Origin of the sequence: Halorubellus sp. JP-L1, assembly GCF_011440375.1 — an archaeon.
Taxonomy (GTDB): Archaea; Halobacteriota; Halobacteria; order Halobacteriales; family Natrialbaceae; genus Halorubellus.
In genome coordinates, this window is record NZ_JAAOIR010000001.1 from 503,452 (window position 1) to 527,157 (window position 23,706).

Genomic DNA, 23,706 nt, shown 5'->3' on the forward strand with positions numbered 1-23,706 from the left:
GGTAGAGTTTGCTACGTGAAACGATCACGTAAACTCCTTAAAAGATAGAGGATAGGTCTTTGGCCGTCAAAGGGTTCAGCCGAAAACCTCCCTCGTTGGTAGAATATTTCTCCTATACCCCCTCCAAGCTTCCCCAAGAAAGCACCAAATAGACTGGCCAGAGCAAACCAGACTACGACTCCTGATACTATATTTGGGACATCTTGAGAGAAGGTTGTTGCGAGTAAGATAGATAGTGCAAAAAGTCCTACTCCGAGGAACATGAGTTGATTTCCGAGTGACTCTAATGAGTCCCAGTAGGTAGATTCGTAGCCCGGAATCACAGTTTGAGCTATCTCTCGGCCTTTATCCTCCGAGAATTTCTCTGGGTCGAGTTCCTCATACTCAACTAAATCCTCTAACGAGGGGAGTCCTTCGGGTGATTTGTCTCCTTCCCCAATCCACCACATGTGCCTTCCGGAAGCCTTCTGGTGACCAAGAACGCCTTGCTCGTTGAGCGTCTCCAGACGGTTGTTCAAGCCAGTACTGGAGTAATCGTATTCCCCAATCTCGTTGATTTGGGAGGTCAACAGCGCTGGAGGATCGTCGTCCTTCGTTGCACGCATGATTAAATCGATCAACTCGCCATCGGTGGCCTTCGAGTCGGAGGCTTGTTTCTCGGTATCGGACTTCGCCATGGATGAAGTTCGGGCTATTTCACGAAACCGGTGTCGTATGGTGATTTGGAGTAGCCCAACTCTCTTCTATTTCGATTAATCCAAGTGTGCCCTTTAATACTTGTTGGCTGCATATAAAGAGATACAGCAACACACACGAACCAGATACTATTGCACGAGTAGTCTGGTACCGACCGTAGAAAGCCCCCGACCGGGAGAAACCCCCCAGCCGAGGACCCTTCCAAAGATCCGGATGGAGTGTTCCTCCCGCGTCGGAGAACCGCGGGGTGGAGCTCACCGATGCTCCTGCATACAGGGTTACGTGCTCACCTACCCTAAACGGACCTGTTCGTTTAGGCCAAGTGGCCCACCGCAGGCGTCCACCCCATTGCAGCAACAGATATCCATGAAAGCTGGAGCTATCAACCTCGTCACGACGCCTGGGGACGGGTTCACGAGTCCGAACTCTCCCCTCGAACGAATCGAACACGAACACAAACTACGATCGACGCTCGACCCACGGTCAGACGGATTCCAGACCTCTCTCGATGGCCCATCCTTCGCCGAAGGGACCATCTACCGGGAAGAGCTGGTCGATATCAAGACCAAGCGAATCACTGAGACCGGGAAGCTCGAGGTCGACGAGGAACGGAAAGAACGGCAGATCAACGAGACGCCGTTCCTCTACATCAAAGGCGAAGCCTGGATTCCGCGAAGCACGGGATCGCCAGCAGCGCGAAACATCTTCGAACAGATCACGGGGTCGAACATTATGGAAGCAAGAATCGACACCGAGTCCTTCGCCCGCGAGCATTCAGAGGCCACTCTGCGAGACGTTATCGGTCCAGATACGGAGGGCCAACTATCGTCGATTCGAGCATCAGGCCCCAACGCAGGCTCAGATAGCCTGACCAAGCGAATTGGAGATTCGAGGGTTCAGACTAGCTACGAGAACCTCGAATGGCGTGACCGGCGCCTCTACATGACGCTCACGAAGAGCGGGTACGTCGAGATCTACAGAGATCAGAGCGGAGGTGACATAACCAGCAGCGAGTTCGCGCACTTCATAGTAGACGAAGTGTTGCCACACGCCTACATCCCAGACGAATAGACCACGAGTAGCACAGGGATCCTCTCTCAGGGTCCACCCCTTCATCGCCATACAAGTACCTCGCGGCCATCTACTCGGATAGCAAACGGAGGTGATACACCCTGAAGAGAACAACACTGGACGTCTTACCGCCATACGGCAAGCCCGAAGTGACAACCACGAGCGAGAGCGCGAATACCGTCGCTCTCGTCGGATCGCTGGTCGTCGGCGCAATTGCGCTGAAGGCCGTCTTTACGAAATAGACGCGAATGGTTACTGCTGGCTGCGGTAGTATCGCGAATGGACGTGGCGTTGGGGGCACGTCGATTCGTGCTCGATTTCGTCAACGTTCATGTGGCTCTCCCAGCAGGCGACGCAGACGACCTCGCCGGTCGGTTCCCCATTGTGGATACCCGCACTCGAGTACGTCCGTGGATAGCTCGGCAGGTAGAACTCCGTGTTCGGATGTGCGAACGAGAGCTCGCGCGCCTCTCCGAGCACCATCACTCGCCACCCCCGAATTGGTCAGGTCCCGGTGTGGACTTACCAGACCGTTCACCGCCGTCCGTAGCCGCAACTAAGGTCGTCTGCTCGCCGGGAATCTCCTCGGAGCAGTCGTGTTCCACCCCGTTGTGCGCCGCCCCGGTGAACCAGCCGCAGGCATCGCAGCGCCAGGGGTTCCAGGGCCAGCTCTCGTCGACGCCCTTGCAGTCAAAGCAGAGTCCACTCGGGTCGCCGCGCTCAACGTCGTCGAGCCACGCGCCGCATCGGTCGCAATCGCTCATCGGTCGACCTCCTTCATCTCGTGGTCGACCGCGTAGGAGCACATCCAGTGGCTCTCGCGGTTCAGTCGATTCTTCTCCTTGATCGCGGCTGTGACCTTGTCGAACGGCCCCGCTTCGATTCGCCCTTCATCGGCCCCGCCATCGGAGACGACCAGGTACCGACCGGTGGGAACGAACCGTGAAGTTCCGTCCTCAGACATACCAATCACCACCCACGGCTACGCGTTCACCGTCTACAGGACGTGGGAGGGGGCAGAGTGGGGGGAGTTCCCACGCCCCCTCAGACATGTTGCCTAACTCACTGATGCTATTTCGGAAAGGGGTAAAATTTGCGGTGCCGCTCGTAGATGTAGCAGTCTGGTCGGTCATGCGTTGTGGCCTCCGATGTCGTCGGCGCTGTAGTCGTTCCGGAGCGTTGCCGCGAGCGTCGGCCGCGTCCCGGCCCGCTCCGCCGGGCTCCCGCACGATCCACACAGCTCGAGGCCGCGAAGCACCCGGTGCGTCACCGGCACCGCCTTCGACCCGCGGTGCGAGCGCTGGAGCGGCTCGCAGTCCTCGTCGACGTGATACCGCGTGTGCTCCCCGCCACCCTTCACGACGTAGACCTCGTCCTGGTCGACGTCGTCCGCGAACACTTCAGGCATCCTCACCCACCACACTGTCGAGCGCGTCGACGAGCCGCGGATCCATATCGTGCTCTTTGATACAACCGGGGATCTCGCGCTCGCCGAGCTCGAACTCGACGCGCCGCCGATGCTTGCACCCACCGTCGGGACACCGGTACTGCGCATCCTCGCACGTGCACATCCCGCTGCGGAGGTCGACGAAGTACTGCGCGCCACTTTCGCCGTAGACGTGATAGCACCCGGGCGTGTCCCGGAGGGAGTGTACGAAGAGGTACTCGCAGGCGGCGCGGATGTCGCGCTCGGTGACTGCGACGATCGTGTTCGTGTCGCCGCCGCTGGTGGTGGCGCTCATGGCTGGGGCCCCGTGGCGACCGCTGGAGCGTCCATCTCGAGGCTGACGTCGTCGACGCGCTCGCGGTCCAGGATCCGCCACCCACACCCGGTCAACTCTTCGGTGGTCTGCCACCACGTGCCTGGCGTCCTACGCTCGATGCGCGTGAACCGCAGGCGCTTCTTCGGCCCGCGAGGCTCCTCGAACGTGACTGCGAACGTGCCGCGTGGCGCAGGAGTCATAGCTCACGCACCTCCTGGCACCCGGGCGAGATCTCATCGGTAGCGGCGACCTTGTCGAGGACGGGGACGAAGTCGGTCTCCTGGCAGAGCTGGGAGACCGCCCACTGGAGGCGTTGACGGTCGGATTCGAACGCGCTCTCGTTCTCGAGGCTGTCCGCGACGAGCTCCAGGAGGTACATGATGTCGTTGTCGACGCCGTCGGTCGCCTCGCGGAGGTCGCTCGCGAGCTGGTCGCGCGTCGCCGCACTCATCTCGTACTCAGGTAGGTGCGCGGGCATCAGTCGCTTCCCTCCGGGAGAGCGGCCTCGAGGCCGCGAGCGCAGCCCGCGCACAGTGCGAACGCGCGCTTGTCGATGTCGTCGACGTCGTGCGGGCTCACCGAGTAGGAGACGAACATGCCGTCGGTCGGTTCGTCTTCGCCGACGGTGTACTCGGTCTCGCAGCCGGGGCGGTCGCACGTGTAGTGCCCCATCAGTCGTCACCTCCGGTACTCCAGGCCTGCTCGATCGGGACGTGCGCGAGGCGGCCGCGCGGGAAGTCGTACGTCTGCGTGTCTCCCCACGTGTGGACGCCGTCGATTGTGATGTCGGAGAGGTAGACGCACTCGTAGACGGTGTCGTCCGCACGCACCGGCAGGTACGGATGCGTCTTGTACCCGAGGAGATCGAAGTCCTCCTCGTCGTGGTACTCGGCGAGGCCGTCCGCGACCTCGCGAACGACGAACAGCGGCTGGCGCGTGACGAGGTCGAACGCGATCCCGCCCGACATCGGCTCGGTCTGCACGCCCTCGAGTCCGAGTTCGGTGTTGTGCTCGGGCATCAGTCGTCGCCTCCGTTGCGCTTCCGGCGGTCGTCCTCGCTGATCCCGATCTCGCTGTGCGGGCCGTGACTCCGCCACCCGCGCTTGCCTTCGATGTAGCGCTCCCAGGCTTCGAGCCGGCGGCCGTCCAGGTGCTCGACGTGGTCGAGTTCGCGGCCGTCGAAGACGACGACGGCGTCGGCGGGCCGGTAGTAGTGGTGCGTGTAGCCCTCGGCGTCAGTGCCGAGGGTGAACGAGCGCGCGATCTGGTCGACGACGTCCTGCGTGACCTGGCGCTGGGTCGATGCGATACCGTTTTTCTGTTGGGGGTTCGTAGCTGACATTGCTTCCTCACTTCCTGTGAAGAAGCGCGGTCGGGCGTGTTCCAGCACGCCCCGGCCTTTCTGCGACCGGCGTCCCGCGCCTCCTATAGTATACACTATGCTGTATATCCATAAAGGTTAGCATCATAGCCGCAACGTTGACAGTATATCCGCAATCCCTTTGGCAGCAGGGTACACAAGATACTGTATGGGCGACGCACAACCCAGTGTCATGGCCGACCGCCGTGCACTCCTCACCGACCGCGAACGCGAGATCATCTCCGGCGAAGACGAAGACATCAGCGACGACTACCGATACCAGACCATCAGCCGCATCCGAAAGCGCCTCGACCGCCTCGAGGGCGACCTCGAAGCCCTCGACGCCCACGGCGACCTCGGCGACGAACTCCGCGACATCGTCTGCAACGGTGGTGAAGATGCCGAGTCCGAGTAAGATCGACCGGACGGGGGGCGAGATCGACTGGCCACCCACGCTCGATCGAACATCCGACGGCGAACGCGCGTCCACGAGCAAGTTCTCGGTGACGCTCGCCTCGGCGCTCTCCGGGATTGAGACGGAGCTCGAGGACCGCCTCGACGTCGACGACTACCGGATCAGTACCGCCGCCCCACACCGCAAGCGAGACGGCCGCCCGTACGCGGACGCGAGCCCGGACGACCCCGGGATCGTCGTGCGCTGGTCGATGGATGGCGAACAGTACGCGATCGCCGCCGACCACTACACTGGTCTCCGCGACAACGCCCGTGCGCTCGGGCTCTACCTCACCGAGAAGCGGAAGATGGACGACCGACCGGTCCGCACTGGACAGAGCGAGTTCGCGACCGCCCGCCTCCCGCCCGCCGATGGCGAGCCCGATGCGGTCGCGGCGCCGCTCGCTCGGTCGTCAAACGGGATGCCGGAAGCGGAGGCCCGCGAGGTGCTCGGCGTGACCGCGGACACGGATCCGGACGTCGTCGAGGCGAGTGTGCGTCGCCTCAGTCGGAAGCACCATCCCGATAGCGGGGAAGTCCCTGATCGGGAGACGTTTGCGCGAGTGCGGAAAGCGGAATCCATTCTGCTCGACTGACGCCGATCTCTCCCCGGCTAACTAGCTACTGGGGCTAGTTCTGGTCCAGAACGCTGGGACCTACTGCTGGAAATCTTGCTTATTGAGGTTCATTTCAGAGCTGATGGAGCAAATTTGGTGAGTAGGTATCCATATGACTTGCTCAGGTCTATCCAAATATCAGTCTTGGTAATCGCGGTGGGTCTCCGATACGCTTATCTCCACAAGTTTTCAACGCGGATTATGGCAACTACAGACAGCCTCTCCGTTACCATGCGGGTTCTTCAGTCCGTATCAGCGCAGACGGGCGTCGAGACGTTGGAGTTACCTCCCTTGTATGATTCTGTTGATCCTGAAGCACTAGATGCGATAGTGGATGATTTAGATGAAGGAGTAATCCAATTTCAGTACGCTGGGCAGAAGGTGATTGTTCAAAACGACGGAACGGTCAGTATCTCTGAAATCGCGGACTGTTCCCCCGAATAGGAGATCGTTGCCACCGTCTCGACGCCCGAGTGAAACTGCTGTACGAAGAGTAACCTCAAACCGAATTCACACCCGACGGCTGGTCGCCTCGACCCGTCGCTCGAGTCCGTTCCGACCCAGGGCTATAGACCTCGAAAGAAAACGGTCGGAGGCTACCATGTCAGGTCCCTCCGACCGGAAATGGGGCTTGGGGGTGGGGTGCCTCTGTAGGCCGGTGAGAGGTGGGCCGTCTTGTTTCCCCCTAGGGAGCTCTTACTCAGTCAGTCGTGGTGGGCCTGTCCCCATCTGGGATTTGGGAGCGACGGCCCTGGTCTCACCAGTAGGAACAGTCATGCGAATGGGGTTAAGCCTGGGCACAAAGATATTAGGCTGGTCAGTAACCCCCTCACACAACTTCAACCGACGACACTACACACGGCGGCTCGTCGCCTCGACCCGGCGCTCGAGGCGATCGACGACCTCCGACAGCCGCGGCCGCGAGCCCAGGAATAGCCGGACGCCCTGCGGCGACGCCTCCACGGACCACACCTCGAGCGCTTCGTCGCCCGGGAGGACGTCGGGGTTGATCGCCTCGACGAGCCGCCACCCGACCTGATTCTCGACCGTGACCTCGGCCTCCCAGAGCGGCTCGCTCGTCTCCTGAACGATCCGGAGCGCACCCTGCTGGCACGCCCGATCCGTCGTCAACCCCGGGAACGTCTGCTTCGTGAGCTCGCGCGCATCCCCCGACCACTGCCCACTCGCGTACTCGCCGCGGGTCTCGAACGGGTAGTCGACCGCCACCTCCTGCCCGTCCGTGATCGACCCTGACGAGAGCGCCTTCAGCTCCCCGTCGAGGTTGTCGATCTCGTAGTCCGCCCCCCGCGTGTACTCGTCGCCCGTACTCGGGTCACGGACCGCCTCCTTCCCAGGCTTGACTCGGTCGTGATCGAGCGCGACCCACGTGCCGTGGGGGAGGGAGACGCGCTCCCCGCTCCGCTGCTGCGCGGAGCCTTCGACGATCGCCTTCGTCGTGAATTGGCCGGTCTGCTTCGTCACGCTCGCGTTCGTGACGGCGCCGCGGAGCTCGCCCGAGCGCTGGCCGGGTTGGGTCCACTCCACGCTCTCGGTGCCGTCCGCGTTGCGGCGGTACTCCCAGATGTAGTCGCCGTCCCGCGCGATCTCCGAGAGGACGTCGACGAGGCTCCCCTCGAGGCGCCGGTTCTCCACGACTGGGATGTCTTCGAGCTCGGCGTAGACGTTGATGGAGTCGATCGCCTGCCCCTGCGTCCCCTGCGTCGGCGTCGTCGACGACGAACCATACCTGGATAGCGTCACCCGAGCACGGATGCTGCTGCCAGCGCTCCCGAACGTTGTGTCGAGAGTCTCGGTGTTGGATGCTTCCGTCCACGTCGACCCACCGTCGTTCGAGGCCGCAACTGCCTGTGCACCCGATACGTCATCCATCTCAAGAACCACACGGCCGTCCGTCACGGAATACACACTCGTCGCGACATCGAACACGACATCGAACTCGTCGGGTTTCTTCTCCGGCCCCGCGAGGGCGTCATTGCTATCGAGCGTGTTGTCGAACGTGTACGAGAATCGGGAGTCGTGGGGCGCGATGACGTCCACGAACAACTCCTCGTCGGAGGCAGCAGAGTCGACCTCGAGGCGGAACGTGTGCGGGTTCCCGCCCGGGGTGAGGTCCGGGCCGTCGTAGCCGTCGCCGTCGAACGTCGACCCGTCGAGGAAGTCCCAGTCCTTGTTGATCCCGACGCCACCCGAGACGGTGTCGATCGGGTCACCGTTCAAGTACGCCGTCCACGCCGGCGACCCACTATCCTCCCACATCCGGACGGCGACCGCGATCGCTGACGCGGGCACGCGGTAGTCGACATCGAAGTCCAGCTCCAGGTACTCGCCGGCGGCGTCGAGCTGGTGGACGGCGCCGTTCGACGCCCCACTCAGGGGGATGTTCCCGCCGCCCTGGACGGTCGCGTTCTCGCCTTCGGTCACCCAGCACGACTGCGCGAGCGCCAGCTCGCCACCCTCGATCACGACCGGGTCCGTCGACGACAGTGTCGTCACGCCCGAGAAGTCCGCCGAGGAGTCCGCGGCCTGCATCAGCGTCTCGCCCTGACTGTTCGACGCGGGGTCGTCGACGTTCGCCGCATACGGCGTGTTGTCCGTGATGAGGTCGGTGGCGAGGTCGTGCCCGGGCTGGGAGTCGACCGACACCTCCACGGTCTGCTCGAGTTCGGTGCCGCCGACGCCCTCCAGGACGGCCGTCGCCTCGCCGACGTCGACGTCGATGTCCGTGACCTCGTCGATCGGCTCCCGCCTGCCGTCGTGCCAGACGCGCATCGCGGCCTGCTCCCACCCCGACGCGGTCCAGTCCCGGTCGTCCTCCACGGGGATCCGCACCGTCGGCAGACCGTTCAACGCGGGGGACCGCTCGGGGTCGCCCGCGACCGTCGGCCGCACCGTCCGCCCGTCGGGATGCTCGAGCTCGACGTGCCAGCCGCTCGCCGGGACGCGGCCCTGCTCGAGCCCGATCGACCCCGCCGTGATCTCCTCGACGCCGCTGTCGGCGAAGACGTGCTCGGTCCGGACGCGGACCTTGTACCGGTACGTCTCGCCCGGCACCAGCGCGGTGTCCGTGTACGCCGTCGTGTCGGGGGCGAGGACGGTGTGCTCGCGGTACGGTTCGAAGCCATCGGCGTACTCGCGAGCGCGCAGCAGGACGTAGTCATCCTCGGTGGTGGTGTTGTCCGTCCAGGAGAGGTCGACGCTTGATGCCGTCACGGTGTCTGTGGAGAGGTCGGTAGGGCCGGCAATCAATCTGACCGGTGAGATTTCTACGTACGCCGTGATTGCGTGTTCGGTTTCGGTGCGGGCTCGAATCGCGTACTCCTCGCCGACAGTCAGCCCCGTGATGGCCAGGTCGTTGGTATCGTGGTCAGTAGTGCCGAGTTCCGTCCAGTCGTCGCCGGAGTTGTAGACACGGTACTGCCAGCGGTACGTGCCGTGCGTGATAGTGTCGTCGACGAGGGCGGTGAGTAAACTCGATTCTGAGGCATCTGCTCGTAGGTTCTGGACGCCCGGTAGCTCTGTTTGAGTTGTAACTGGCATTTTTAAGTAGTATTGAGGAATGGGACAGCTGTTCAGTGAGCTTCACTACTTTCCGAATGTGTATCCGTAGACGTCCATGCGCCCTACCATGTCCGTGTTCGACCAAATTCTCAGACTGTCGACTTCTGGTTGGAGTCTGTTTAATTTCGCAACCTGCATCGTATCGCTCCCCGCGCTGAACCCGTTCGACTGGGCGACGCTGACGTACTTGTCACCTGATAGAATCGAATTTGCAGACGAGACCAGCAACTGCCCATACGCGGATTCGTTTCCGCCGAATCCACCAAGCTTAATCTCGCTCTCCCCGGTACTCGTCGTTCCGGATATGTCCGTATATAGGTAGTCCGAGGCACTTACACCATTGACCCGCATATCGACAGTTCCCGACGATGTGCTGGGCGTCTCTAAGTATAGATCGACGAGCATCGCTTCAGGTGATTCTGGTAGGGACCCGGTGTCGACGTCAAACGTGGTCGTATCGTCAGTATCGGTCGTTGTGAACAGGCTGTACCAGTTCCGCTCTCGCTGGGAATCTCGATATAGACGCCGGTTATCGATGTCGTACGCAGTCGACCCAAACCACGACCCAGGGGGATCGGGAGCAGATGCAGAACTCTCGGAGATAATTATCGTCGAGGATTCGGTTGCATTATGCGCTTTTTCGTTCGCGTTTCCGGTGGTTCGTTGACATTGGATATGCCCTCCTCGCTTGGAGGACAGTCCGATGTCACAGTTGGACACATCCACATCCCTGACATCAAGACCCGACGCGTACGCCAGTACACCGCGCGTGAACGTCGTCCCGCCGTCAAATTCGACGTTCCAGACTGACCCCTCTTCTGTTCCGTAAAACGCAATGCCATTCAGCTCCTCGTAATAAGGGCCTTCCCGAAGAATGTGAACGCCATCAATCCTGGGGGTAGCCGTGCCGACACAGCTACCGACAGTTATACTCCCGACTTCGACGTTGCTGGGGGTGTCGCTATCCCCGTCAAGTAGCAGGTTTACGACCGGGCCTGCCTCATCTGCCAAGCTGTCATTGATACCTCCTTGTCCAGTCCCGATAACCGAGTCAATCAGGACATCCTCATCGTACGTCACCGGGAGAGATGGCGACGTTGTCAGATCGACCGTGTACTGATGGCGCAGGTAAATCGGGCACCGGTCGACCGCTTCCTGGATTGTCGCGATTGGATTTGATTGAGTCCCATCGCCGGTGTCGCTGCCGTTGACTGGGTCGACGTAAACGGTGGTATTTTGGTTCGACACGACCGGGCGACTTACTGGCGACGATCCGACCGATGCTTCGTCTGTACTTACCGAATCAAACGCTCCGTCTTCGAAGGTAACGGGGACCTTGTTTCCATTACTGTCGTAGCCGACGATCTTGCCGTTCTCGTTCCGAAGTTCGATGTCGTTAGTCATTCTGTCTCCGTGAGGCCGATGCCAGCGCCGTTCTCTATGACGAGCCGGCCAGTTGCTTCCCACACGATACGCTCGTAGAACTCTGACGAACCAATTTTCGTCTCGCCATTTTGGATTACGAGATCGTTTGATTGCGTTCTCGTAGCCGATGTTGGCTGTGCCGACGTGGATTTCGTCGATACGGTGGTTGTATTGTCGGCGGTGATGTCGAGTGTCTCTGTAGGAGATTGTGGCTTAGTTGACACCGTCGCTTCAGTACTCGAGACTTGGCTCTCCGTTTCATTACATCCGGCAACCGCGACGGCAACACTTGTCCCAGTAACAGCCAAAAGCGTCCGCCGAGAAAGGGATACCGAATTTCGCATAGTGACCTGTACCTACCAATTGGTAAAAAGGTTCGCCCATAAGCAATGTCTCTTTGACGTGAACGGCCACCGCTTCTCCAGAGTACACCGCAGACGGCCCCACCGCTGCCCCGCCGGCAACTGTACCATTCTCGTTCCGAAGGTCAATGCAGTGGATCATTATATCTCCGTGAGGCCGATAGTAGCGGCGTCCTCGATGACGAGTTGGCCAGTTTCTTCCCACACGATCTGGGCATAGAACTCAGTGCTATCGTCGTTCACAACCGGCTCAGTTTCGCCAGCGAGCACGTAAAGCGTGCCGTCGACCCGTTCGAGGTGCTCGGTGATCGCAAGGGCGCGAACTTTGTACTCTTCGCCAGTTCGAAGCCCAGTGAGGGTGGCCGTGGAGTCGTCGTCGACGTCGACGGTAGGGCCCTGCGTCCAGGTGTCGACGTCTGACGGCCGGTACTCAACTCGCGTCCACCCAGCGTCGTGATTCGTCGTCCACGACACGTCAATCGAGGTTGATCCCGGTGCGGCAGCGAGGTCCATCGGCGTCGGGAGTCTCGTGACTGTGTCCGCCTCATTCGAAAGCGTCGACCGTGTTCCGTTTGTAACGCCAGCGACGCGGTAGTACAGGCGCTCCCCGTCACGGCGGTCCGTGTCCGTGTACGCCTCCGTCGTGCCGTCCACGACCTCCGCGAGCTCGTAGTCGTCGACAACCGAGCCCGGCGTCGCCGAACGATACACTTCGACGGTTTCGTAGGTCTCGGTATTCGTCCAGGCGAGGGCGATCTCGCCGATGCCGCCGCGACTGGCCGCCAGATTACTGGGTGCAGTAGGCATGAGGACAGGGGTTATTCGCGAGTGCTACGACGCGAATGCAGCTGCTTCGACTCCGACGCGTCAATGACGCGCGGCGACGCGGTCGGGTCCAGGAGGTCATCAAGCCCCGAGGGAACTGGCCCCGACGAGTTCCCGGGAATTGTCCAGAGAACATCCTCGAGACCGCGCTTGATCGCGGCATCAAGTGCGAAGATGTCGCCCGTCGATAAGTTGCTGAAGAGGACGTACGCGTCGACACGTTCTAGGCCGATGCCGACGACGTCGACGTCCAGGACCTCCCAATCGGTCGTGCTCGGACTAACACTCTCCCAGGCCTCCGATACCGCGTTCCAGCGCTGGGCGCTGATCCCGGGCGACCCCTCTTCGTCGAACGTGACCCGGAGCCGCCCGGTGTCCGCGACGAGATTTCCCGAGTAGTCGTGGTCCGGCGAGAAGACCTTCGACCACTGGACGTCACCGTCGCTGTCGAGCTTCGAGTCGTGACCGCGGGTATCCCAGACGCGGACGTCCACGCCCTCCTCGACGTCGTACGGGACATCGTAGATGAGCGCCGGCTCCGACGCGCCGAGCGGGTCGTCGGTGTAGGGGTCGAAGAGGTCGACGTCCGCCCACTCGCCGCTGGCGGTCGCGACGACGTCCCCGCTCGCGAGCGCCGTCTCGCCCGTCTCCCGATCGACCCACTGCACCTTCGACGCCGCACCCGGGACGGCCACGCGCGACGCCTGCGTGCTCCCGAAGTCGTTCTGGACCTGAGTGGGGTTCGTCGCGACCATCCGCCAGTGCTTGTTCCGAGTGCCCTTCTGGGTGAGGCCGACGTCGAACCGCTGGAGGCTGTCGCTCTGCGCGGTCTCCGGGTTGGTCCGGCCACTCTCGAGGACGTAGTAGCCCGCGAGCGACGTCTCGCCGTCTGGCGCGAACACGGGGATCGGACCGATGTCCGGCGAGCTCACGAGCTCGTCGAGCTCGTCGGTCTGCTTCTTGGCGTAGTCGCCGAGGTAGGCCCCGCTCAGCGTCTGCTCGCCGGGGAGACTCGAGATGTCCTCAACGATGCTGGCGCCGCCAGCGAGCGCGCCCTCCGCGGCGATGTTCTGTCGATTCGAGCGCTCCTGCCGGTCACGCCCGGCTTGTGGGAAGACGAGCGTCGAAAACTGGAGTGTCTCAGGCATAAGTTACTGGGGTGACTGCGGGGTACCGGAGGTGTAGGACTCGATGTCGAGGGTCTCGACGAACGTCATGGAGCCGTCCCAGACGCTGGACTCCTCGACGGAGTCGAACGTGAAGTTCGGGTCGCGAACGACCACGGATAGTGGCTCGTAGCGACCAGGCTCCGAGTATTCGGCGATCTCGAGTGTTGCGGGGTTTCCCGAGTCGATCTCGGTCTTCATCAGGTAGCGGTCGAGAACTGAGACTTGTGCGTGAATATCTTCGCTCGTGGCGTCGGTGGTGGTGCCGCCGTTGCCGGTGTCGCCCCACTGGTGTGGACTCCCAGTGTAGCCTTGGAAGTCCAAGGTGACGGTGTGGAGGCCGAGGCCTTTGTCGAGGGAGAGCTGCTGTCGGTTGCTTTCGCCGAGGCTGACGTCGTCGTCGCCCTCGAGGTAGTCGAGGACGAGACTGGAAATTGCGCGGATCGTGCCGGAGTCCTGGATGACTGGGTCGACCTCGGCACCAATCTCATACCGAACATTGGTAGGAAAAACGAACTTTCCTGTGACTGTCTGGCCGTCGATCTTGGCGTCCGGGATGGTAAGGGTCGGGTTGACGTAGGTCATCTTTTAAGGGAGTGCTGTCTGGCTTTGCGCTTAGATTTATCAACCGGGCGGCCGACCTCGGCAAGTATGCCCGTAAGCCGTCCAATCAGACTTCTAATATATACTCTAGCAGCTGTGGGGGTGACGCTACTGTTCTACTCGTGGTGGGGGGTCGAAGGTGCCGGAATTGGCCTAATATCCTCCGCTCTCGGGCTGGGGGTAGGTGAATGGGACAACATGCGAAAACGCGAAGCGGATTAGACTCGTCTGGAGTTTTTGATGCGTTCGAGGTCGCGACGCACCTGTTCCATCTCACGCTTTAGCTCGCGTTCGAGTTTCGAGAGGCTCTGGGCATCGATGGTGATCTTGTTCGTGACGTCGATCGTCGTGTTCCCGCTTTCTCGAGACTCACGAGCTCGGTTCCCACCGAACGCGCCGGTGCGTCGACGCCGGATGTCGTCCCGGTAGACGTCCGAGTTACTCTGCCGGGCTTCGCGGATGGTGTCGACGGTCCCGCGACTGTAGCCTGACGTGAGGAACGACGGGATATTCGCCTGTGCACGTTCCTGCGCCTGCCCTGTCGGGTTCACGCGCTGCTGAGTCCCATTGGAGTCACCATTCCCGCCGAACATCTCCACCAGATTCGGCGGCTTGATCCCGAACGTCATCGTGCCCTGACCCAGGACGCTATTCCGAGGGGTTTTCTCGTCGCCTGCCTTCCACGGCGCTTGCATCTGTGACCCCGCAACCGCCGGCGCCGCGATACCCAGAACACTGAGAAGCGATCCGGTTCCAGCCGTAGCACTTGCTGAAGCTCCAAGGCCGCTTGACGCACTTCCGCCGAGTGCCTTCGCGAGTAGGGCGAGTCCACCACCAGCAGCGCCTGCCGCTGCCAACTTTGTCGCACCCGACCCACTCCCGTCGCCACTGGGGAGGTTGACGGTGATTGGGAGCCAATCAGGCTCCTCGATCCCGAGCGCTGGGAGATCCGGCGTCACATCCAGCTTCGGCGGGTTGTCGACAACGTCGAGATCAGGGAACGCGCTGCCGTCTGGAATCCTGATCTTCGGCGCATCCGGCATCTCGAGCGACGGGAGATCCGGCCACGAAAACGACGTCAGGGCGCCGACGATAGCCGCAGCACCCAGGAGCATCCCTCCCCCGAGCAGACCACCGCCACCACCGCTGCCACTCCGAGGACGAAGCGAGCTTCCCGCACCTCCACCTGCAGCGGTCTCGACGAGCTCCTCGAGGAGCTCGTTCCGGTCGTGCGCGAGCTCGACGAGGTCGTCGGAGTCCGCCGCAATCGACTCCGCCGAGTCCGCCTGGTCCGAGAGCAGCTGGCGGCTCATCGCCCGTTCTTTCGACGCACGCCCATTCGCGCTCGAGGCGAGCTGGCCGGACGTCGACGTGTCGACGTCGACCGACACGCCACCGAGTTCGTCCTCAATCTCGGCGCGTGCGTTCCGGATGCTGGCGTCGCTCACCTCGAGGTCCAGGACGGCCTTCGTGCCGAACTCAGTCACAGGAGGTCACCTCCCAGATCTGGCATGAGCATCTTCAGTGCGAGGTAGCGTTCGACGTCCCGCCACCGGTATTCGCGAATCTGGCGCGGATCATGCCCATCGGACATGAGGAGAGCGCAGGCGTACTGCGTGGTCACTCGTCGGTCGACGTCGTCTGGCGTTGCTTCTCCGCGAGCAACTCGGCGAAGCTCTTCGAGTTTCCCGCATCAGGCGTCGTCACCTCGTTGATCTCGGCCTCGAGGAACTGCACGAGCGCCGGACTCTGATCGCTCACGACGGCGATCGTCTCCTCGTGACTCTGACCGGACTCGAGGAACGGAGCGTCCTGAAGGCCGGTCGCGACGAACACAATCCGACTGACGCCGTCGGCAGCGTCGCTGTCGTCGTCGACGGAGGCCTTTATGTAGTCCTCGGCACGACCGTACTCGCCGGCGGTGAGCGCCCCGATTGTGATCATGGCGTCCTCGCCGTGCTCGCGTGCGACCTCGGCGAGCGCGTCCCGGTGCGTCTCGATGCGCGTCGCCTCCTGGAGCGTGTCCTGATCGGCGTCGCCAGCCGCGGTCTGTTCGGCGAGCTCGTCGAGGCGCGCGTCGAGCTCGTCGTGCTTCTCTCCGACGTCGATCGTGCGGGTCTTCCGGGGCATGGTGAGTTAGGGCGTGGAGACGGACACGCCACCGTTCACGTGGAACGTGGTCGGGTCCGTGAGGTCGGCCTCCCCGATGAGGTCCGACCACGAGTACGTCGCCGGCTTCAGCTTCGGGAGACTGAACGTCGCGACGTCCGACCCGCCCACGGAGAGCGTGACGGTCCCAGTGACCGAGGACATCGACGCCTGCGGCGACGAGGAGCCACTCCCGCCGTACGCGAGTTCGAGCCGCGACGGCCCGCTGAAGATGGCGGTCGCGTCGAGCGTCGATTCCGGGCGCGCCATCACGGCTTCCTCCGCGATCTCGCTCGCTCCCCACTGGTAGCGACTGATATTCGAGATCGACAGGGTCGTCGTCGAGAGCTTGGAGACGGTGGTACCGTCGATGTCGAGGCTGAAGCCGTGAAACGGGACGTCGTTCCCGTCGGTCGGCCCCGTGATGCTCGTCGGGTCGATCGTCGAGTCGTTGCTTTCGTCCGCGTAGAGGAACGAGACGCTGTACGTGACGGTGTTGTTCTCGTCGTCGTACGCGATCTCGAAGTCCACGGGCGTAACACCCTCGAGCTCGCGCTCGCAGGTGCCGCCGATGTAGTCGACCCCGGCGAAGATCCGCCCCGTCTGGGCGAGACCGTCCGTGAACGCAGTGCCGCCGTCGTTGAACACCCAGTCGAGGACCTCCCCGAAGGTGTCCTTCGAGACGACCGCCGTGACGCCCACGGCGCCATCGACCTTCCCGGCGATCGAGTCCACCGACTCGACGACGCCGTCCTCGACGAGGCGTTCGAGCTGGCGGTCCAGGTCGAGCTCGTCGAGCTGGGGGTTCCGGCCGAACTTGTAGTAGTCCGTGTTGCCGTCGGAGTCCTCGTCGCGAAGATCGCCGAGGAAGCTCTGTTCGAGGGCGAACGCCAGGCTCGCGGAGCCGGCGCCCGTCATGCTGTACCTCCGTCAGTGCTGGTGGTTACGTAACTCATAGTGCTTCGAAGCCGCTGAAGACGACGTCGACGTCCCAGCGATAGAAGTCGCGCCAGTTGCTCGACGTGTCCGCCTGGTTCGCGAGCATCAGGTGCGTGAAGTCGACGCTCGCATGGCCGGCGTCGGGCCACGTCCGCTGGTCGTACAGCGCCGATCGGACGCGCTGCTTGAGTACCTCCCACGGGACGCCGTCTGCCCCCTCGGGGTCGACGTGCCCGGCCTTCGAGGCGTGGAGGCCCTCGAGGCGGACGCCGACGACGTGCTCGACGTCCAGGTCGAACTCGGTCCCGATCGGGGACTGCGCGACGTCCACGTTCGCGGCGCCGACGTAGCAGCCCGCCTCGAGCGCGCCCTGGCGCTTGTGCAGCGGCTCGCTCATGTCGAGGGTGTCCGAGCCGTCGTAGAGCCGGCTGTTGTCCCGATCCACGCGCCGAAGCCGGACGGGGTCCTCGTTGAACTCCGTGGCGAGCGAGTAGTCCGTCGAGACGCTATCGACGACGGCGCCGAGACGATTCAGGACCCACTCGACGTCGGGGGCTGTCACGCCTGCATCACCCGACGGAGGCCGTTCAGGGCGTCACGGATCGCGCGCGACTCCTCGATCCCCGATGGCTCGGTCTCCTGGAGGAACACGCGGTACCCCGACTCGAACTGGCCCCCACCGCCGCGGGCCTGATCGAACTCCTCGCGCACCCACTGGGGTGGGTCGTGCCAGACGAAGCTCAGGGGGTCGCCCTCGACCGTGTGGTCGCTCGTGCCGAACTCCCAGCGCGCCATCTGCTCGGACTCCCACCCGATCGTGACTTCGATCCGCCCCTCGGACCGGTCGACCTCGGGCTGTCCGAGTGAGTCGATCGTCGACTCGACGTCGTAGCCGTGACGCTCACCGTACGACCGGAGTCTGGCGTGGACGAGCTCGACGAACTCGTAGACGAGGTTCGCTTCCTCGCCGACGAGCGTCGCCTCGACGTCGTCCATCACGGCCTCGCGGAGATCGTCCTCGAAGCCGCGTTCGAGCGTCGCCATCACGGACCCCCGCTATCAGCGAGATGGATTTCGAGCAACTCGCTGGCACGATCCTCCATCGCCTGCTTCTTCGACTCGGCGGCCACCAGCTGGCTGTTCTCGGGGATCCCGAGTGCGGCCTGATCGTCCATCAGCAACTCGGACCCAGCGCGGAACGCGACGGCCCGTCGCACTGTCTGTGGGATGCCTTCGATGCCATAGTCGTACGTCGCCAGCACAGCCCCCGCGTAATTCTCGAGGTCGGAGTCCAGGCTGTTCGTGTCGAGATACAGTTGCGTCAGGCCAGAGGAGCCGTCGACGTGCAGGTAGTAGTCGCCGGCCTTCCCTTCCGTGTAGTCGTCGCTGGCGACCCAGTCCTCGTAGCCGGTCGACGAGAGCACGAACAGCTCCGAGAGTGTCTGGACGTCTCGCCGGAAGAGCGAGACGCGTGTGAACGGCCCGCGGTGCTGCTGTGGAGACAGTCCGTCCATCTCCCCGTAGTTCGGGTCGGGGTTGTCGTCGGGGTCGTAGTCGACCCACGTTGGCGGGTAGTAACTGGACCGGTCGGTCTCCGTGGTCGTCAGGAACGCGCGCGTCGGGATGTCCTGCTCGTCCTCGGTGTGCGTCAGCGGGCCGGAGGGGAGGACGTTCTCGTCGTCCTCGGAGACCTCCGTGGATTCGTACCAGTGCCGGTGGGTGGACTCTTGGACCCACTCGGTCTGGCCGGTGATCGCGTCGACGACGACCTGATGGTTGGAAGCCCCCCAGGCTCCGCTGTCGAACTCGGTGACGGTCTCCTGGAGCGCTCGCCGGACATCGTCGACCGTACAGTACCCCGTGGGCATCGCTGGTTAGTCCTCCAGGCGTACGTCGAGGGCGCCACGCACACCCTTCCGGTTCTTCCCCTGGGCCTCCGCGGCGCGGATCACGGTGAGGTCGTCGTCGCTGTAGTCGGCGTCGTCGATCTGGGCTTCGAGCTCGCCCACGGTATAGTCGCTCGGGTCGATCGGCGCCGACGCAGCGTCTGGCGGGCCGTCCTCCTCGTGGACATCGTCGTCCGCTGTCCCGGCCTCGTCGACGCGCTCGAACTGCCCGGTCTCCTCCAGGAGGTACGACGCAGTCTCCTCGTCGACATCGACCTCGGGATCGTCCTCGTGGACGTCGACATCGCTGTTCGTGAGTCGGTACCGACGAGCGTTCCCAGTGTAGCGGACGCGCGCCATCAGGACCGCCCCTTAACGCGCACGCGGACCACTTCACCGTCGACGGCGGCCGCACCAGCGGCCTGCTCGCTGTGGGAGCCGTCGTAGACGACCAGCACCTCGTTGTCGTCGTCCCACTCGACGGGGAGCCCGCCGTCGGTCAGCGCGGACTCGATGGTGAGGTTCTCGATCGTCGAGAGCCCGAAGTCGCTCGCCGAGAGAGGTTCACCGCCGTTGGTGTACGATGCGTCGAAGGTGACGTCAGCCGTGACTTCCCGCTGGTTGCCGACCCAGCGATGGTCGTCACGGGTTACGGTGGTTCCCATCTGTCACCCTCGTTAGCTGGTCGCGATGTTCTGGCCGAGCGCGACCGCGTCGGCGGCCTCGACCTTGTAGTCGGTGCGAGCGAGCAGGTTGTAGATCCCGTAGAGGTCGCGCTTCACGACCGCCTCGCCCTCCTGGGTGACGCGCATGTTGACGTCACGGTGGACGCCCCAGACGAGGTTCATGGGCGTGGTGAGCATCGCACGGTCGTCGGGGAACCCGACGGGCGTGACGATCGGGCGCCCGTACGGCGTCGGCTCCTCGCCCGTCATCAGCATCGCGTCACCGGCCGCCGTCGACCGGTCGGTGAGGTAGTCCTTGTAGTTCTGCTTCTGGTTGAGGCTCGTGATGAACACGAGGTCCTCGGGGTTCCGGCGGTACTTCGCGTCCAGCGACGTCATCAGGTTGTTGAACACCGACTTGTCGATGGTCGCGTTCTGATGGTCGACGTTCGCCGCCGGCCCCTGCTGTTCGGCGTCCCTGATCCAGCCGTCGTTGATCGAGAGGAACGCGTCGCCGCTCGTGGTGTCGCCGTTGAACGCGAGGTCCTCGGAGTCGACACCGAACTGGCGGGCGAACTTCTCGACGAGGATGTCCGCGGTGCCCTCGCCTTCGATGGTGTCCTCGACGGTCTCCATCGAGACCTCCCACGGGAGTTCCATCTTCACTGCGTCCATGTCGATGGACTCCGTGCTCGGCGTGTTCAGCGAGCCCGCGGTGGCCTCGGTGGCCTCCCGGAGGAGGCGTTCGCCGACGCCGATGCGGTCGATCTGCTGCTTCGGGCCCTTCAGGCGCTCGAAGCGGACATCGTCCATGATCTGCGCGGAGTCCTGGGCGATCTGGAAGAACTCGTCGAACTGCTGGCGGTTCAGGAGACCGCCACCGCTGAAGTCACTCGTGGTGACCTTGTTGAGCGACCGCTCGCTCGAGATGCGCTCGCCCGACATCAGGCGTCACCACCGTTGGGGAGGCCGAGGGTCTTGTCCCAGTCGCTCGAGTACTTCCGGTTGGACGGCTGGCTCGCGCCGGCGCCGTCGATCTGCTGGCTGGTGCCGGACGCCATCGCGACGTCGTCGATCCGCTGGGCGTTCTTCTCGGTCTCCTCCTTGAGCGCCTTCGCCCACTCCGGGGCCTCGGCGAATGCGTCCTTCTCGCCGCCCTCCTCGCCTTCACCGCCGGCGTTCTTCTCACCGCCGTCGTCGTCGCTGGCCTCGAGGGCGTCCTCGATCCGCTCGCTGTTTGCTTCGATGCTGTCCTGCAGGTCCTTGGCCCACTCAGGGGGCTCGTTCTCGTCGTTCGTCATGTCTTCGTCGGCGGCGTCTTTGCCACCGTCAGAACTGCCGCCATCCGTGGCGGCCGTCTCGTCTGTCACACTGTCCGTCTTACCGGCGGGCGCGCCGGGGCCCTTCGTGAAGAACGCCTTCGCGCGAGCGATCCAGCCCGCTGACTCCTCGTCGACGCTGTCGACGTCGACGTCTTCGTCGACGGCGCGCTGGAGGTAGTTCCAGAGGCGCTCGGCCTCGCCGTCGGAGTGGCCACGCTCGGCCATCTCCGCCATGAAGCCCTCACGGTCGCCGAGGTAGTCTGCGACACGCTTCTCGGTCGCGTCCTTGGTCTGGAGGATCTCCGCGTCCGGCACTGCCGGGATGTCGACCGCCGACACCTCACCGACGGCCGCATCCTCGAGCTCCCAGACCGGTTCGTCCTCAGGATAGCCCTCTGCGACAGCAACGTCGTCCGGGAGGTCGTCCTGTGCCATGGGGTCGCTCCACTCGACCTGGTTCGCGCCGATCGAGTACCCCGAGAGGATGCCGTCGCGGACGAGCGTCCAGAGCTCGCTATCGTCGAACTTCCAGCTCTGCACCCACGCGCCGGCGGGCACGTCTTCGCCCCCGATCTCGCGTGGTTCGTCCAGGACGGTGTTCTCGACGAGCGTCGAGTGGTCCGGGAAGGCCGCGTGCATCACACCGCCTTCGGAGTCGCCGCTCGAAAGGCGCGTCATGAAGCCCTCCGCGAGGTCGCGGATGGTATCGGGGCGCTCGTAGTCGCCCTGGAGGTCCACCTTGTCGGGGACCATCACGACGCCGGTCGCGATCTGGCGGTCGTCGTCGGCCTCTTTGAACGCGACGCGCTTGGTGAGCTGTTCGCTCTTCTGCTCGGTCATGTGTCAGTCCTCACTGTCCTCGTCGTCGGCAGCGTCCGCGACGGCGTCCTCTGTCTTCCGGGCTCGACCGGTGGCGAGGACGCCGCGCTTCTCGCTGCGCTCTTTGTCGCTGTTGTCGGTCATGAATCAGCTCCCGGTCGAGCCTCGCTCAGGGGAGTCGGGGATCTCCCTGGGTCATCGGCAGCCGCCAGCTACGTCTCGATGAACCGCCTCACGGTGGCGTTCTCGGATGGCGCCGCGCGCCCGGTCTGGGGCCACTCGCCCATCCCGATGCGCTCGTAGGGGTACGCCATCCGGATGTTGTGGTAGTGGTAGCTCCCGTGCGACGTGGCGTCCTTGAGTTCCTCCCACGTCGACGGCGTCACGAACCGGTAGATGTAGATCGGGTCCATGCCCTCGTCGCGCCGGAACTTGATGTAGAGGTCGTTCGACGACCGATCGTAGAGCCCGGCGCGGAGATTCGAGGAGTCGAACTGCATCGTCTCGACCTGGCCTTTCAACGTGACATCCGTGCGCTTCCCGAGCGAGTTCGATTCCGGCGGCGTCACCGCCTCAAGGGACTTCGCTCGATTCGGGTCGCGGCGTGGATCCGTGCTGGTGTCCTCGATGTTCGCGAGCAGCGTCTCCCCCATCTCCTCGTCGTCGAGCGGCTCCAGGTCGAGCTCGGCGCGGGCTTCGTTCACCGTCATCGCGCCACGGGCGGCCGCGATGCGTGTCTGGGCGACGTTCGCGTCCGTCAGTCGGCTGTCGACGCCGCGCGTCTGGAACTCGATCGTGTAGTCGGTGACGCCGAGCGCGTCGTGGACCGTCTCGTAGAGGAGCTGTGCGAACTGGTCTTGCTTCGGCTGGATGACCGTCTCGATGTAGCCCTTGCGCTGGGCCTCCGCGTCCGTCGAGAACGCCCCGCTCTTGATCTGGCCGGCCTCGATCGGCGGGACGTCGTGGGTCTTCAGGATCTCGTGCTCGTTGCGATCGCGGAACTCCTGGAAGCTCGCGTCCTCGTTGATGCCGACCGTCAGCGGCTCGACGCGGATCTTCAGGTCGTCCGCGTCCTCGTCCATCCGGATCTGGCCCGTGTCCTCGAGGAGTTTTTCCGCCTCCAGGACGACTGTCCGGTGATCTTCCTCCTTCATCCCGTGGAGGAGGTCGTGGATGTCCTTGCGGGCGCCCTCGGTGAGCTCGCCGCCCTCGACGATGACGGCCATCCGGGGGACGGCGTTGTTCTCGAAGAAGTCGATGTTGAACTCCCGGGCCGCGTCGTCGCCCTGGACGGTAGGGATTGCGGGGACGATGTCGGGCGCGCCGTAGTGCGTGTAGAGCGGACTGTGGTTGCGCTTGAAGATGAGTTCGTTCGCGGGGTTCGCGACCGAGCGCCCGCTCTCACCGGTCTCGCTGTCGACGAACGCCCCCGGACTCTCGTAGCGATCGCCGGCGTTCCCGAAGTACTGGAGGCGGTTCCGCCGCAGCTGCACGTATCCGGGCTTATCGCGACGGCGGCGGATGGTCATCGCGGGCACCCACGCCAGCCCGGTCGGCGTTCCGTCCGTGCTGGTAAGGAGTTCGATGGAGAGCCACCCGATCGCTTCGTAGTCAGTCCACGCCATCTCGAGGACGTCCGCGGGCGTGGAGCGTTCGGAGTCGACAGGGCCGACCTGCCACGTCGAGTCCTCGTTATGCCAGAAGTCCTCGGCGATCTGGCGCTGGCTCTCGTCGGGCTCGTCGACGTCGGGATGCGGCACGATCTCGAGGCCGTAGCCGGCGACGTTCCGAGACTTCGAGAAGCAGCACTTCGCGTGCGTGGGGTTGATCTCGAGGAGTCGCGCCATCTGCGGCGGGTAGAACGGCGGCTGGATGGCACCGCCGCGGATCTTCTCCTTGTACTTATCGTCGAGCTGCTGGGTCTCCTCGGCCTTCGCCGCGACGTCCTTGGTGATCGACCGGTACGACCCCTCGCTGTATGCGCCAGTTTCGATGTCGTCAGTCATG

The 23,706-nt window shown here is 63.5% G+C and carries 31 protein-coding genes; 4 read left to right on the plus strand and 27 right to left on the minus strand.

Annotated features, from left to right (window positions below):
• Window positions 1-11 precede the first annotated feature (11 nt).
• The gene (locus tag G9C85_RS02545) at window positions 12-677 is read right to left on the minus strand and encodes a hypothetical protein (RefSeq protein ID WP_166036597.1); all 666 of its coding nucleotides are present in this window, start codon (window positions 675-677) and stop codon (window positions 12-14) included.
• 367 nt (window positions 678-1,044) lie between these two features.
• On the opposite strand from G9C85_RS02545, the gene G9C85_RS02550 reads away from it, so the two are divergent.
• Window positions 1,045-1,767, plus strand: coding sequence for a hypothetical protein (locus G9C85_RS02550; protein ID WP_166036600.1), 723 nt, complete (start codon window positions 1,045-1,047; stop codon window positions 1,765-1,767).
• Window positions 1,768-2,019: 252 nt separating this feature from the next.
• Here G9C85_RS02550 and G9C85_RS02555 read toward each other — a convergent pair whose 3' ends face one another.
• The 10 genes from G9C85_RS02555 to G9C85_RS02600 all read right to left on the minus strand — a co-directional run bounded on the left by G9C85_RS02555 (window position 2,020) and on the right by G9C85_RS02600 (window position 4,872).
• Window positions 2,020-2,250: a hypothetical protein gene (locus tag G9C85_RS02555; RefSeq protein WP_166036602.1), complete on the minus strand. Its 231-nt coding sequence runs from the start codon at window positions 2,248-2,250 to the stop codon at window positions 2,020-2,022.
• The gene (locus G9C85_RS02560) at window positions 2,250-2,531 is read right to left on the minus strand and encodes a hypothetical protein (protein ID WP_166036604.1); all 282 of its coding nucleotides are present in this window, start codon (window positions 2,529-2,531) and stop codon (window positions 2,250-2,252) included. The genes G9C85_RS02555 and G9C85_RS02560 overlap by 1 nt, the downstream gene beginning before the upstream one ends.
• Entirely contained in the window at window positions 2,528-2,731 is a 204-nt protein-coding gene (locus G9C85_RS02565) for a hypothetical protein (protein ID WP_166036606.1), read from the minus strand. Before G9C85_RS02565 ends, G9C85_RS02560 begins: the two co-directional genes overlap by 4 nt.
• A 165-nt stretch (window positions 2,732-2,896) precedes the next feature.
• Window positions 2,897-3,175 carry a hypothetical protein gene (locus G9C85_RS02570; RefSeq protein ID WP_166036608.1) on the minus strand — a complete coding sequence of 93 codons (279 nt, stop codon included), beginning with the start codon at window positions 3,173-3,175 and terminating at the stop codon, window positions 2,897-2,899.
• On the minus strand, window positions 3,168-3,509 hold the full coding sequence (locus tag G9C85_RS02575; protein WP_166036610.1) for a hypothetical protein: 342 nt from the start codon (window positions 3,507-3,509) through the stop codon (window positions 3,168-3,170). Before G9C85_RS02575 ends, G9C85_RS02570 begins: the two co-directional genes overlap by 8 nt.
• On the minus strand, window positions 3,506-3,730 hold the full coding sequence (locus tag G9C85_RS02580; protein ID WP_166036612.1) for a hypothetical protein: 225 nt from the start codon (window positions 3,728-3,730) through the stop codon (window positions 3,506-3,508). The genes G9C85_RS02575 and G9C85_RS02580 overlap by 4 nt, the downstream gene beginning before the upstream one ends.
• The gene (locus G9C85_RS02585; protein WP_166036614.1) at window positions 3,727-4,008 is read right to left on the minus strand and encodes a hypothetical protein; all 282 of its coding nucleotides are present in this window, start codon (window positions 4,006-4,008) and stop codon (window positions 3,727-3,729) included. The genes G9C85_RS02580 and G9C85_RS02585 overlap by 4 nt, the downstream gene beginning before the upstream one ends.
• Complete coding sequence (locus G9C85_RS02590; RefSeq protein WP_166036616.1) at window positions 4,008-4,202, minus strand: hypothetical protein; 195 nt, start codon at window positions 4,200-4,202, stop codon at window positions 4,008-4,010. The genes G9C85_RS02585 and G9C85_RS02590 overlap by 1 nt, the downstream gene beginning before the upstream one ends.
• Entirely contained in the window at window positions 4,202-4,549 is a 348-nt protein-coding gene (locus G9C85_RS02595) for a hypothetical protein (RefSeq protein ID WP_166036618.1), read from the minus strand. The genes G9C85_RS02590 and G9C85_RS02595 overlap by 1 nt, the downstream gene beginning before the upstream one ends.
• Complete coding sequence (locus tag G9C85_RS02600; RefSeq protein ID WP_205254297.1) at window positions 4,549-4,872, minus strand: hypothetical protein; 324 nt, start codon at window positions 4,870-4,872, stop codon at window positions 4,549-4,551. Before G9C85_RS02600 ends, G9C85_RS02595 begins: the two co-directional genes overlap by 1 nt.
• A 187-nt stretch (window positions 4,873-5,059) precedes the next feature.
• Here G9C85_RS02600 and G9C85_RS02605 point away from each other — a divergent pair, with 187 nt between their 5' ends.
• The 3 genes from G9C85_RS02605 (at window position 5,060) to G9C85_RS02615 (ending at window position 6,404) form a co-directional block, all read left to right on the plus strand.
• Window positions 5,060-5,305, plus strand: a complete 246-nt coding sequence (locus G9C85_RS02605; protein WP_240148768.1) for a hypothetical protein — start codon at window positions 5,060-5,062, stop codon at window positions 5,303-5,305.
• A complete protein-coding gene (locus tag G9C85_RS02610) occupies window positions 5,289-5,939 on the plus strand; it encodes a J domain-containing protein (RefSeq protein WP_166036620.1) in 651 nt (216 codons plus the stop codon). The genes G9C85_RS02605 and G9C85_RS02610 overlap by 17 nt, the downstream gene beginning before the upstream one ends.
• A 222-nt stretch (window positions 5,940-6,161) precedes the next feature.
• Entirely contained in the window at window positions 6,162-6,404 is a 243-nt protein-coding gene (locus G9C85_RS02615; protein WP_166036622.1) for a HalOD1 output domain-containing protein, read from the plus strand.
• Window positions 6,405-6,812: 408 nt separating this feature from the next.
• Here G9C85_RS02615 and G9C85_RS02620 read toward each other — a convergent pair whose 3' ends face one another.
• From G9C85_RS02620 to G9C85_RS02695, 16 genes are all read right to left on the minus strand, one after another.
• The gene (locus G9C85_RS02620) at window positions 6,813-9,518 is read right to left on the minus strand and encodes a fibronectin type III domain-containing protein (RefSeq protein ID WP_166036624.1); all 2,706 of its coding nucleotides are present in this window, start codon (window positions 9,516-9,518) and stop codon (window positions 6,813-6,815) included.
• A gap of 45 nt (window positions 9,519-9,563) precedes the next feature.
• Entirely contained in the window at window positions 9,564-10,943 is a 1,380-nt protein-coding gene (locus G9C85_RS02625; RefSeq protein ID WP_166036627.1) for a hypothetical protein, read from the minus strand.
• Window positions 10,944-11,467: 524 nt separating this feature from the next.
• Window positions 11,468-12,133 (minus strand): fibronectin type III domain-containing protein, encoded by a 666-nt coding sequence (locus G9C85_RS02630; RefSeq protein ID WP_166036629.1) that lies wholly within the window; start codon window positions 12,131-12,133, stop codon window positions 11,468-11,470.
• 11 nt (window positions 12,134-12,144) lie between these two features.
• Complete coding sequence (locus G9C85_RS02635; RefSeq protein WP_166036631.1) at window positions 12,145-13,299, minus strand: hypothetical protein; 1,155 nt, start codon at window positions 13,297-13,299, stop codon at window positions 12,145-12,147.
• Between the two features lie 3 nt (window positions 13,300-13,302).
• Entirely contained in the window at window positions 13,303-13,902 is a 600-nt protein-coding gene (locus G9C85_RS02640; RefSeq protein WP_166036633.1) for a hypothetical protein, read from the minus strand.
• A 236-nt stretch (window positions 13,903-14,138) separates the two neighbouring features.
• Window positions 14,139-15,407, minus strand: a complete 1,269-nt coding sequence (locus G9C85_RS02645; RefSeq protein WP_166036634.1) for a hypothetical protein — start codon at window positions 15,405-15,407, stop codon at window positions 14,139-14,141.
• Between the two features lie 133 nt (window positions 15,408-15,540).
• Window positions 15,541-16,050: a hypothetical protein gene (locus G9C85_RS02650; RefSeq protein ID WP_166036636.1), complete on the minus strand. Its 510-nt coding sequence runs from the start codon at window positions 16,048-16,050 to the stop codon at window positions 15,541-15,543.
• 6 nt (window positions 16,051-16,056) lie between these two features.
• Entirely contained in the window at window positions 16,057-16,986 is a 930-nt protein-coding gene (locus tag G9C85_RS02655; protein WP_166036638.1) for a hypothetical protein, read from the minus strand.
• A 34-nt stretch (window positions 16,987-17,020) separates the two neighbouring features.
• Window positions 17,021-17,569, minus strand: a complete 549-nt coding sequence (locus G9C85_RS02660) for a hypothetical protein (RefSeq protein WP_166036642.1) — start codon at window positions 17,567-17,569, stop codon at window positions 17,021-17,023.
• On the minus strand, window positions 17,566-18,051 hold the full coding sequence (locus tag G9C85_RS02665) for a hypothetical protein (RefSeq protein ID WP_193570589.1): 486 nt from the start codon (window positions 18,049-18,051) through the stop codon (window positions 17,566-17,568). The genes G9C85_RS02660 and G9C85_RS02665 overlap by 4 nt, the downstream gene beginning before the upstream one ends.
• The gene (locus G9C85_RS02670) at window positions 18,051-18,875 is read right to left on the minus strand and encodes a hypothetical protein (protein WP_166036646.1); all 825 of its coding nucleotides are present in this window, start codon (window positions 18,873-18,875) and stop codon (window positions 18,051-18,053) included. The genes G9C85_RS02665 and G9C85_RS02670 overlap by 1 nt, the downstream gene beginning before the upstream one ends.
• A gap of 6 nt (window positions 18,876-18,881) precedes the next feature.
• A complete protein-coding gene (locus tag G9C85_RS02675) occupies window positions 18,882-19,253 on the minus strand; it encodes a hypothetical protein (protein WP_166036665.1) in 372 nt (123 codons plus the stop codon).
• Window positions 19,253-19,558, minus strand: coding sequence for a hypothetical protein (locus G9C85_RS02680; RefSeq protein WP_166036667.1), 306 nt, complete (start codon window positions 19,556-19,558; stop codon window positions 19,253-19,255). The genes G9C85_RS02675 and G9C85_RS02680 overlap by 1 nt, the downstream gene beginning before the upstream one ends.
• A 12-nt stretch (window positions 19,559-19,570) precedes the next feature.
• Window positions 19,571-20,503 carry a phage major capsid protein gene (locus G9C85_RS02685; protein ID WP_166036669.1) on the minus strand — a complete coding sequence of 311 codons (933 nt, stop codon included), beginning with the start codon at window positions 20,501-20,503 and terminating at the stop codon, window positions 19,571-19,573.
• Window positions 20,503-21,720 carry an XkdF-like putative serine protease domain-containing protein gene (locus G9C85_RS02690; protein ID WP_166036671.1) on the minus strand — a complete coding sequence of 406 codons (1,218 nt, stop codon included), beginning with the start codon at window positions 21,718-21,720 and terminating at the stop codon, window positions 20,503-20,505. The genes G9C85_RS02685 and G9C85_RS02690 overlap by 1 nt, the downstream gene beginning before the upstream one ends.
• Window positions 21,721-21,911: 191 nt before the next feature.
• On the minus strand, window positions 21,912-23,705 hold the full coding sequence (locus G9C85_RS02695) for a phage portal protein (RefSeq protein ID WP_166036673.1): 1,794 nt from the start codon (window positions 23,703-23,705) through the stop codon (window positions 21,912-21,914).
• Window position 23,706: the final 1 nt, after the last annotated feature.

Excerpts from the sequence above, each read along its gene's own strand:
- G9C85_RS02545 (WP_166036597.1), bottom strand. The coding sequence starts at position 677 with ATGGCGAAGTCCGATACCGAGAAACAAGCCTCCGACTCGAAGGCCACC.
- G9C85_RS02555 (WP_166036602.1), bottom strand. The coding sequence starts at position 2,250 with ATGGTGCTCGGAGAGGCGCGCGAGCTCTCGTTCGCACATCCGAACACG.
- G9C85_RS02560 (WP_166036604.1), bottom strand. The coding sequence starts at position 2,531 with ATGAGCGATTGCGACCGATGCGGCGCGTGGCTCGACGACGTTGAGCGC.
- G9C85_RS02565 (WP_166036606.1), bottom strand. The coding sequence starts at position 2,731 with ATGTCTGAGGACGGAACTTCACGGTTCGTTCCCACCGGTCGGTACCTG.
- G9C85_RS02570 (WP_166036608.1), bottom strand. The coding sequence starts at position 3,175 with ATGCCTGAAGTGTTCGCGGACGACGTCGACCAGGACGAGGTCTACGTC.
- G9C85_RS02575 (WP_166036610.1), bottom strand. The coding sequence starts at position 3,509 with ATGAGCGCCACCACCAGCGGCGGCGACACGAACACGATCGTCGCAGTC.
- G9C85_RS02580 (WP_166036612.1), bottom strand. The coding sequence starts at position 3,730 with ATGACTCCTGCGCCACGCGGCACGTTCGCAGTCACGTTCGAGGAGCCT.
- G9C85_RS02585 (WP_166036614.1), bottom strand. The coding sequence starts at position 4,008 with ATGCCCGCGCACCTACCTGAGTACGAGATGAGTGCGGCGACGCGCGAC.
- G9C85_RS02590 (WP_166036616.1), bottom strand. The coding sequence starts at position 4,202 with ATGGGGCACTACACGTGCGACCGCCCCGGCTGCGAGACCGAGTACACC.
- G9C85_RS02595 (WP_166036618.1), bottom strand. The coding sequence starts at position 4,549 with ATGCCCGAGCACAACACCGAACTCGGACTCGAGGGCGTGCAGACCGAG.
- G9C85_RS02600 (WP_205254297.1), bottom strand. The coding sequence starts at position 4,872 with ATGTCAGCTACGAACCCCCAACAGAAAAACGGTATCGCATCGACCCAG.
- G9C85_RS02605 (WP_240148768.1), top strand. The coding sequence starts at position 5,060 with ATGGGCGACGCACAACCCAGTGTCATGGCCGACCGCCGTGCACTCCTC.
- G9C85_RS02610 (WP_166036620.1), top strand. The coding sequence starts at position 5,289 with ATGCCGAGTCCGAGTAAGATCGACCGGACGGGGGGCGAGATCGACTGG.
- G9C85_RS02615 (WP_166036622.1), top strand. The coding sequence starts at position 6,162 with ATGGCAACTACAGACAGCCTCTCCGTTACCATGCGGGTTCTTCAGTCC.
- G9C85_RS02620 (WP_166036624.1), bottom strand. The coding sequence starts at position 9,518 with ATGCCAGTTACAACTCAAACAGAGCTACCGGGCGTCCAGAACCTACGA.
- G9C85_RS02625 (WP_166036627.1), bottom strand. The coding sequence starts at position 10,943 with ATGACTAACGACATCGAACTTCGGAACGAGAACGGCAAGATCGTCGGC.
- G9C85_RS02630 (WP_166036629.1), bottom strand. The coding sequence starts at position 12,133 with ATGCCTACTGCACCCAGTAATCTGGCGGCCAGTCGCGGCGGCATCGGC.
- G9C85_RS02635 (WP_166036631.1), bottom strand. The coding sequence starts at position 13,299 with ATGCCTGAGACACTCCAGTTTTCGACGCTCGTCTTCCCACAAGCCGGG.
- G9C85_RS02640 (WP_166036633.1), bottom strand. The coding sequence starts at position 13,902 with ATGACCTACGTCAACCCGACCCTTACCATCCCGGACGCCAAGATCGAC.
- G9C85_RS02650 (WP_166036636.1), bottom strand. The coding sequence starts at position 16,050 with ATGCCCCGGAAGACCCGCACGATCGACGTCGGAGAGAAGCACGACGAG.
- G9C85_RS02655 (WP_166036638.1), bottom strand. The coding sequence starts at position 16,986 with ATGACGGGCGCCGGCTCCGCGAGCCTGGCGTTCGCCCTCGAACAGAGC.
- G9C85_RS02665 (WP_193570589.1), bottom strand. The coding sequence starts at position 18,051 with ATGGCGACGCTCGAACGCGGCTTCGAGGACGATCTCCGCGAGGCCGTG.
- G9C85_RS02670 (WP_166036646.1), bottom strand. The coding sequence starts at position 18,875 with ATGCCCACGGGGTACTGTACGGTCGACGATGTCCGGCGAGCGCTCCAG.
- G9C85_RS02675 (WP_166036665.1), bottom strand. The coding sequence starts at position 19,253 with ATGGCGCGCGTCCGCTACACTGGGAACGCTCGTCGGTACCGACTCACG.
- G9C85_RS02680 (WP_166036667.1), bottom strand. The coding sequence starts at position 19,558 with ATGGGAACCACCGTAACCCGTGACGACCATCGCTGGGTCGGCAACCAG.
- G9C85_RS02685 (WP_166036669.1), bottom strand. The coding sequence starts at position 20,503 with ATGTCGGGCGAGCGCATCTCGAGCGAGCGGTCGCTCAACAAGGTCACC.
- G9C85_RS02690 (WP_166036671.1), bottom strand. The coding sequence starts at position 21,720 with ATGACCGAGCAGAAGAGCGAACAGCTCACCAAGCGCGTCGCGTTCAAA.
- G9C85_RS02695 (WP_166036673.1), bottom strand. The coding sequence starts at position 23,705 with ATGACTGACGACATCGAAACTGGCGCATACAGCGAGGGGTCGTACCGG.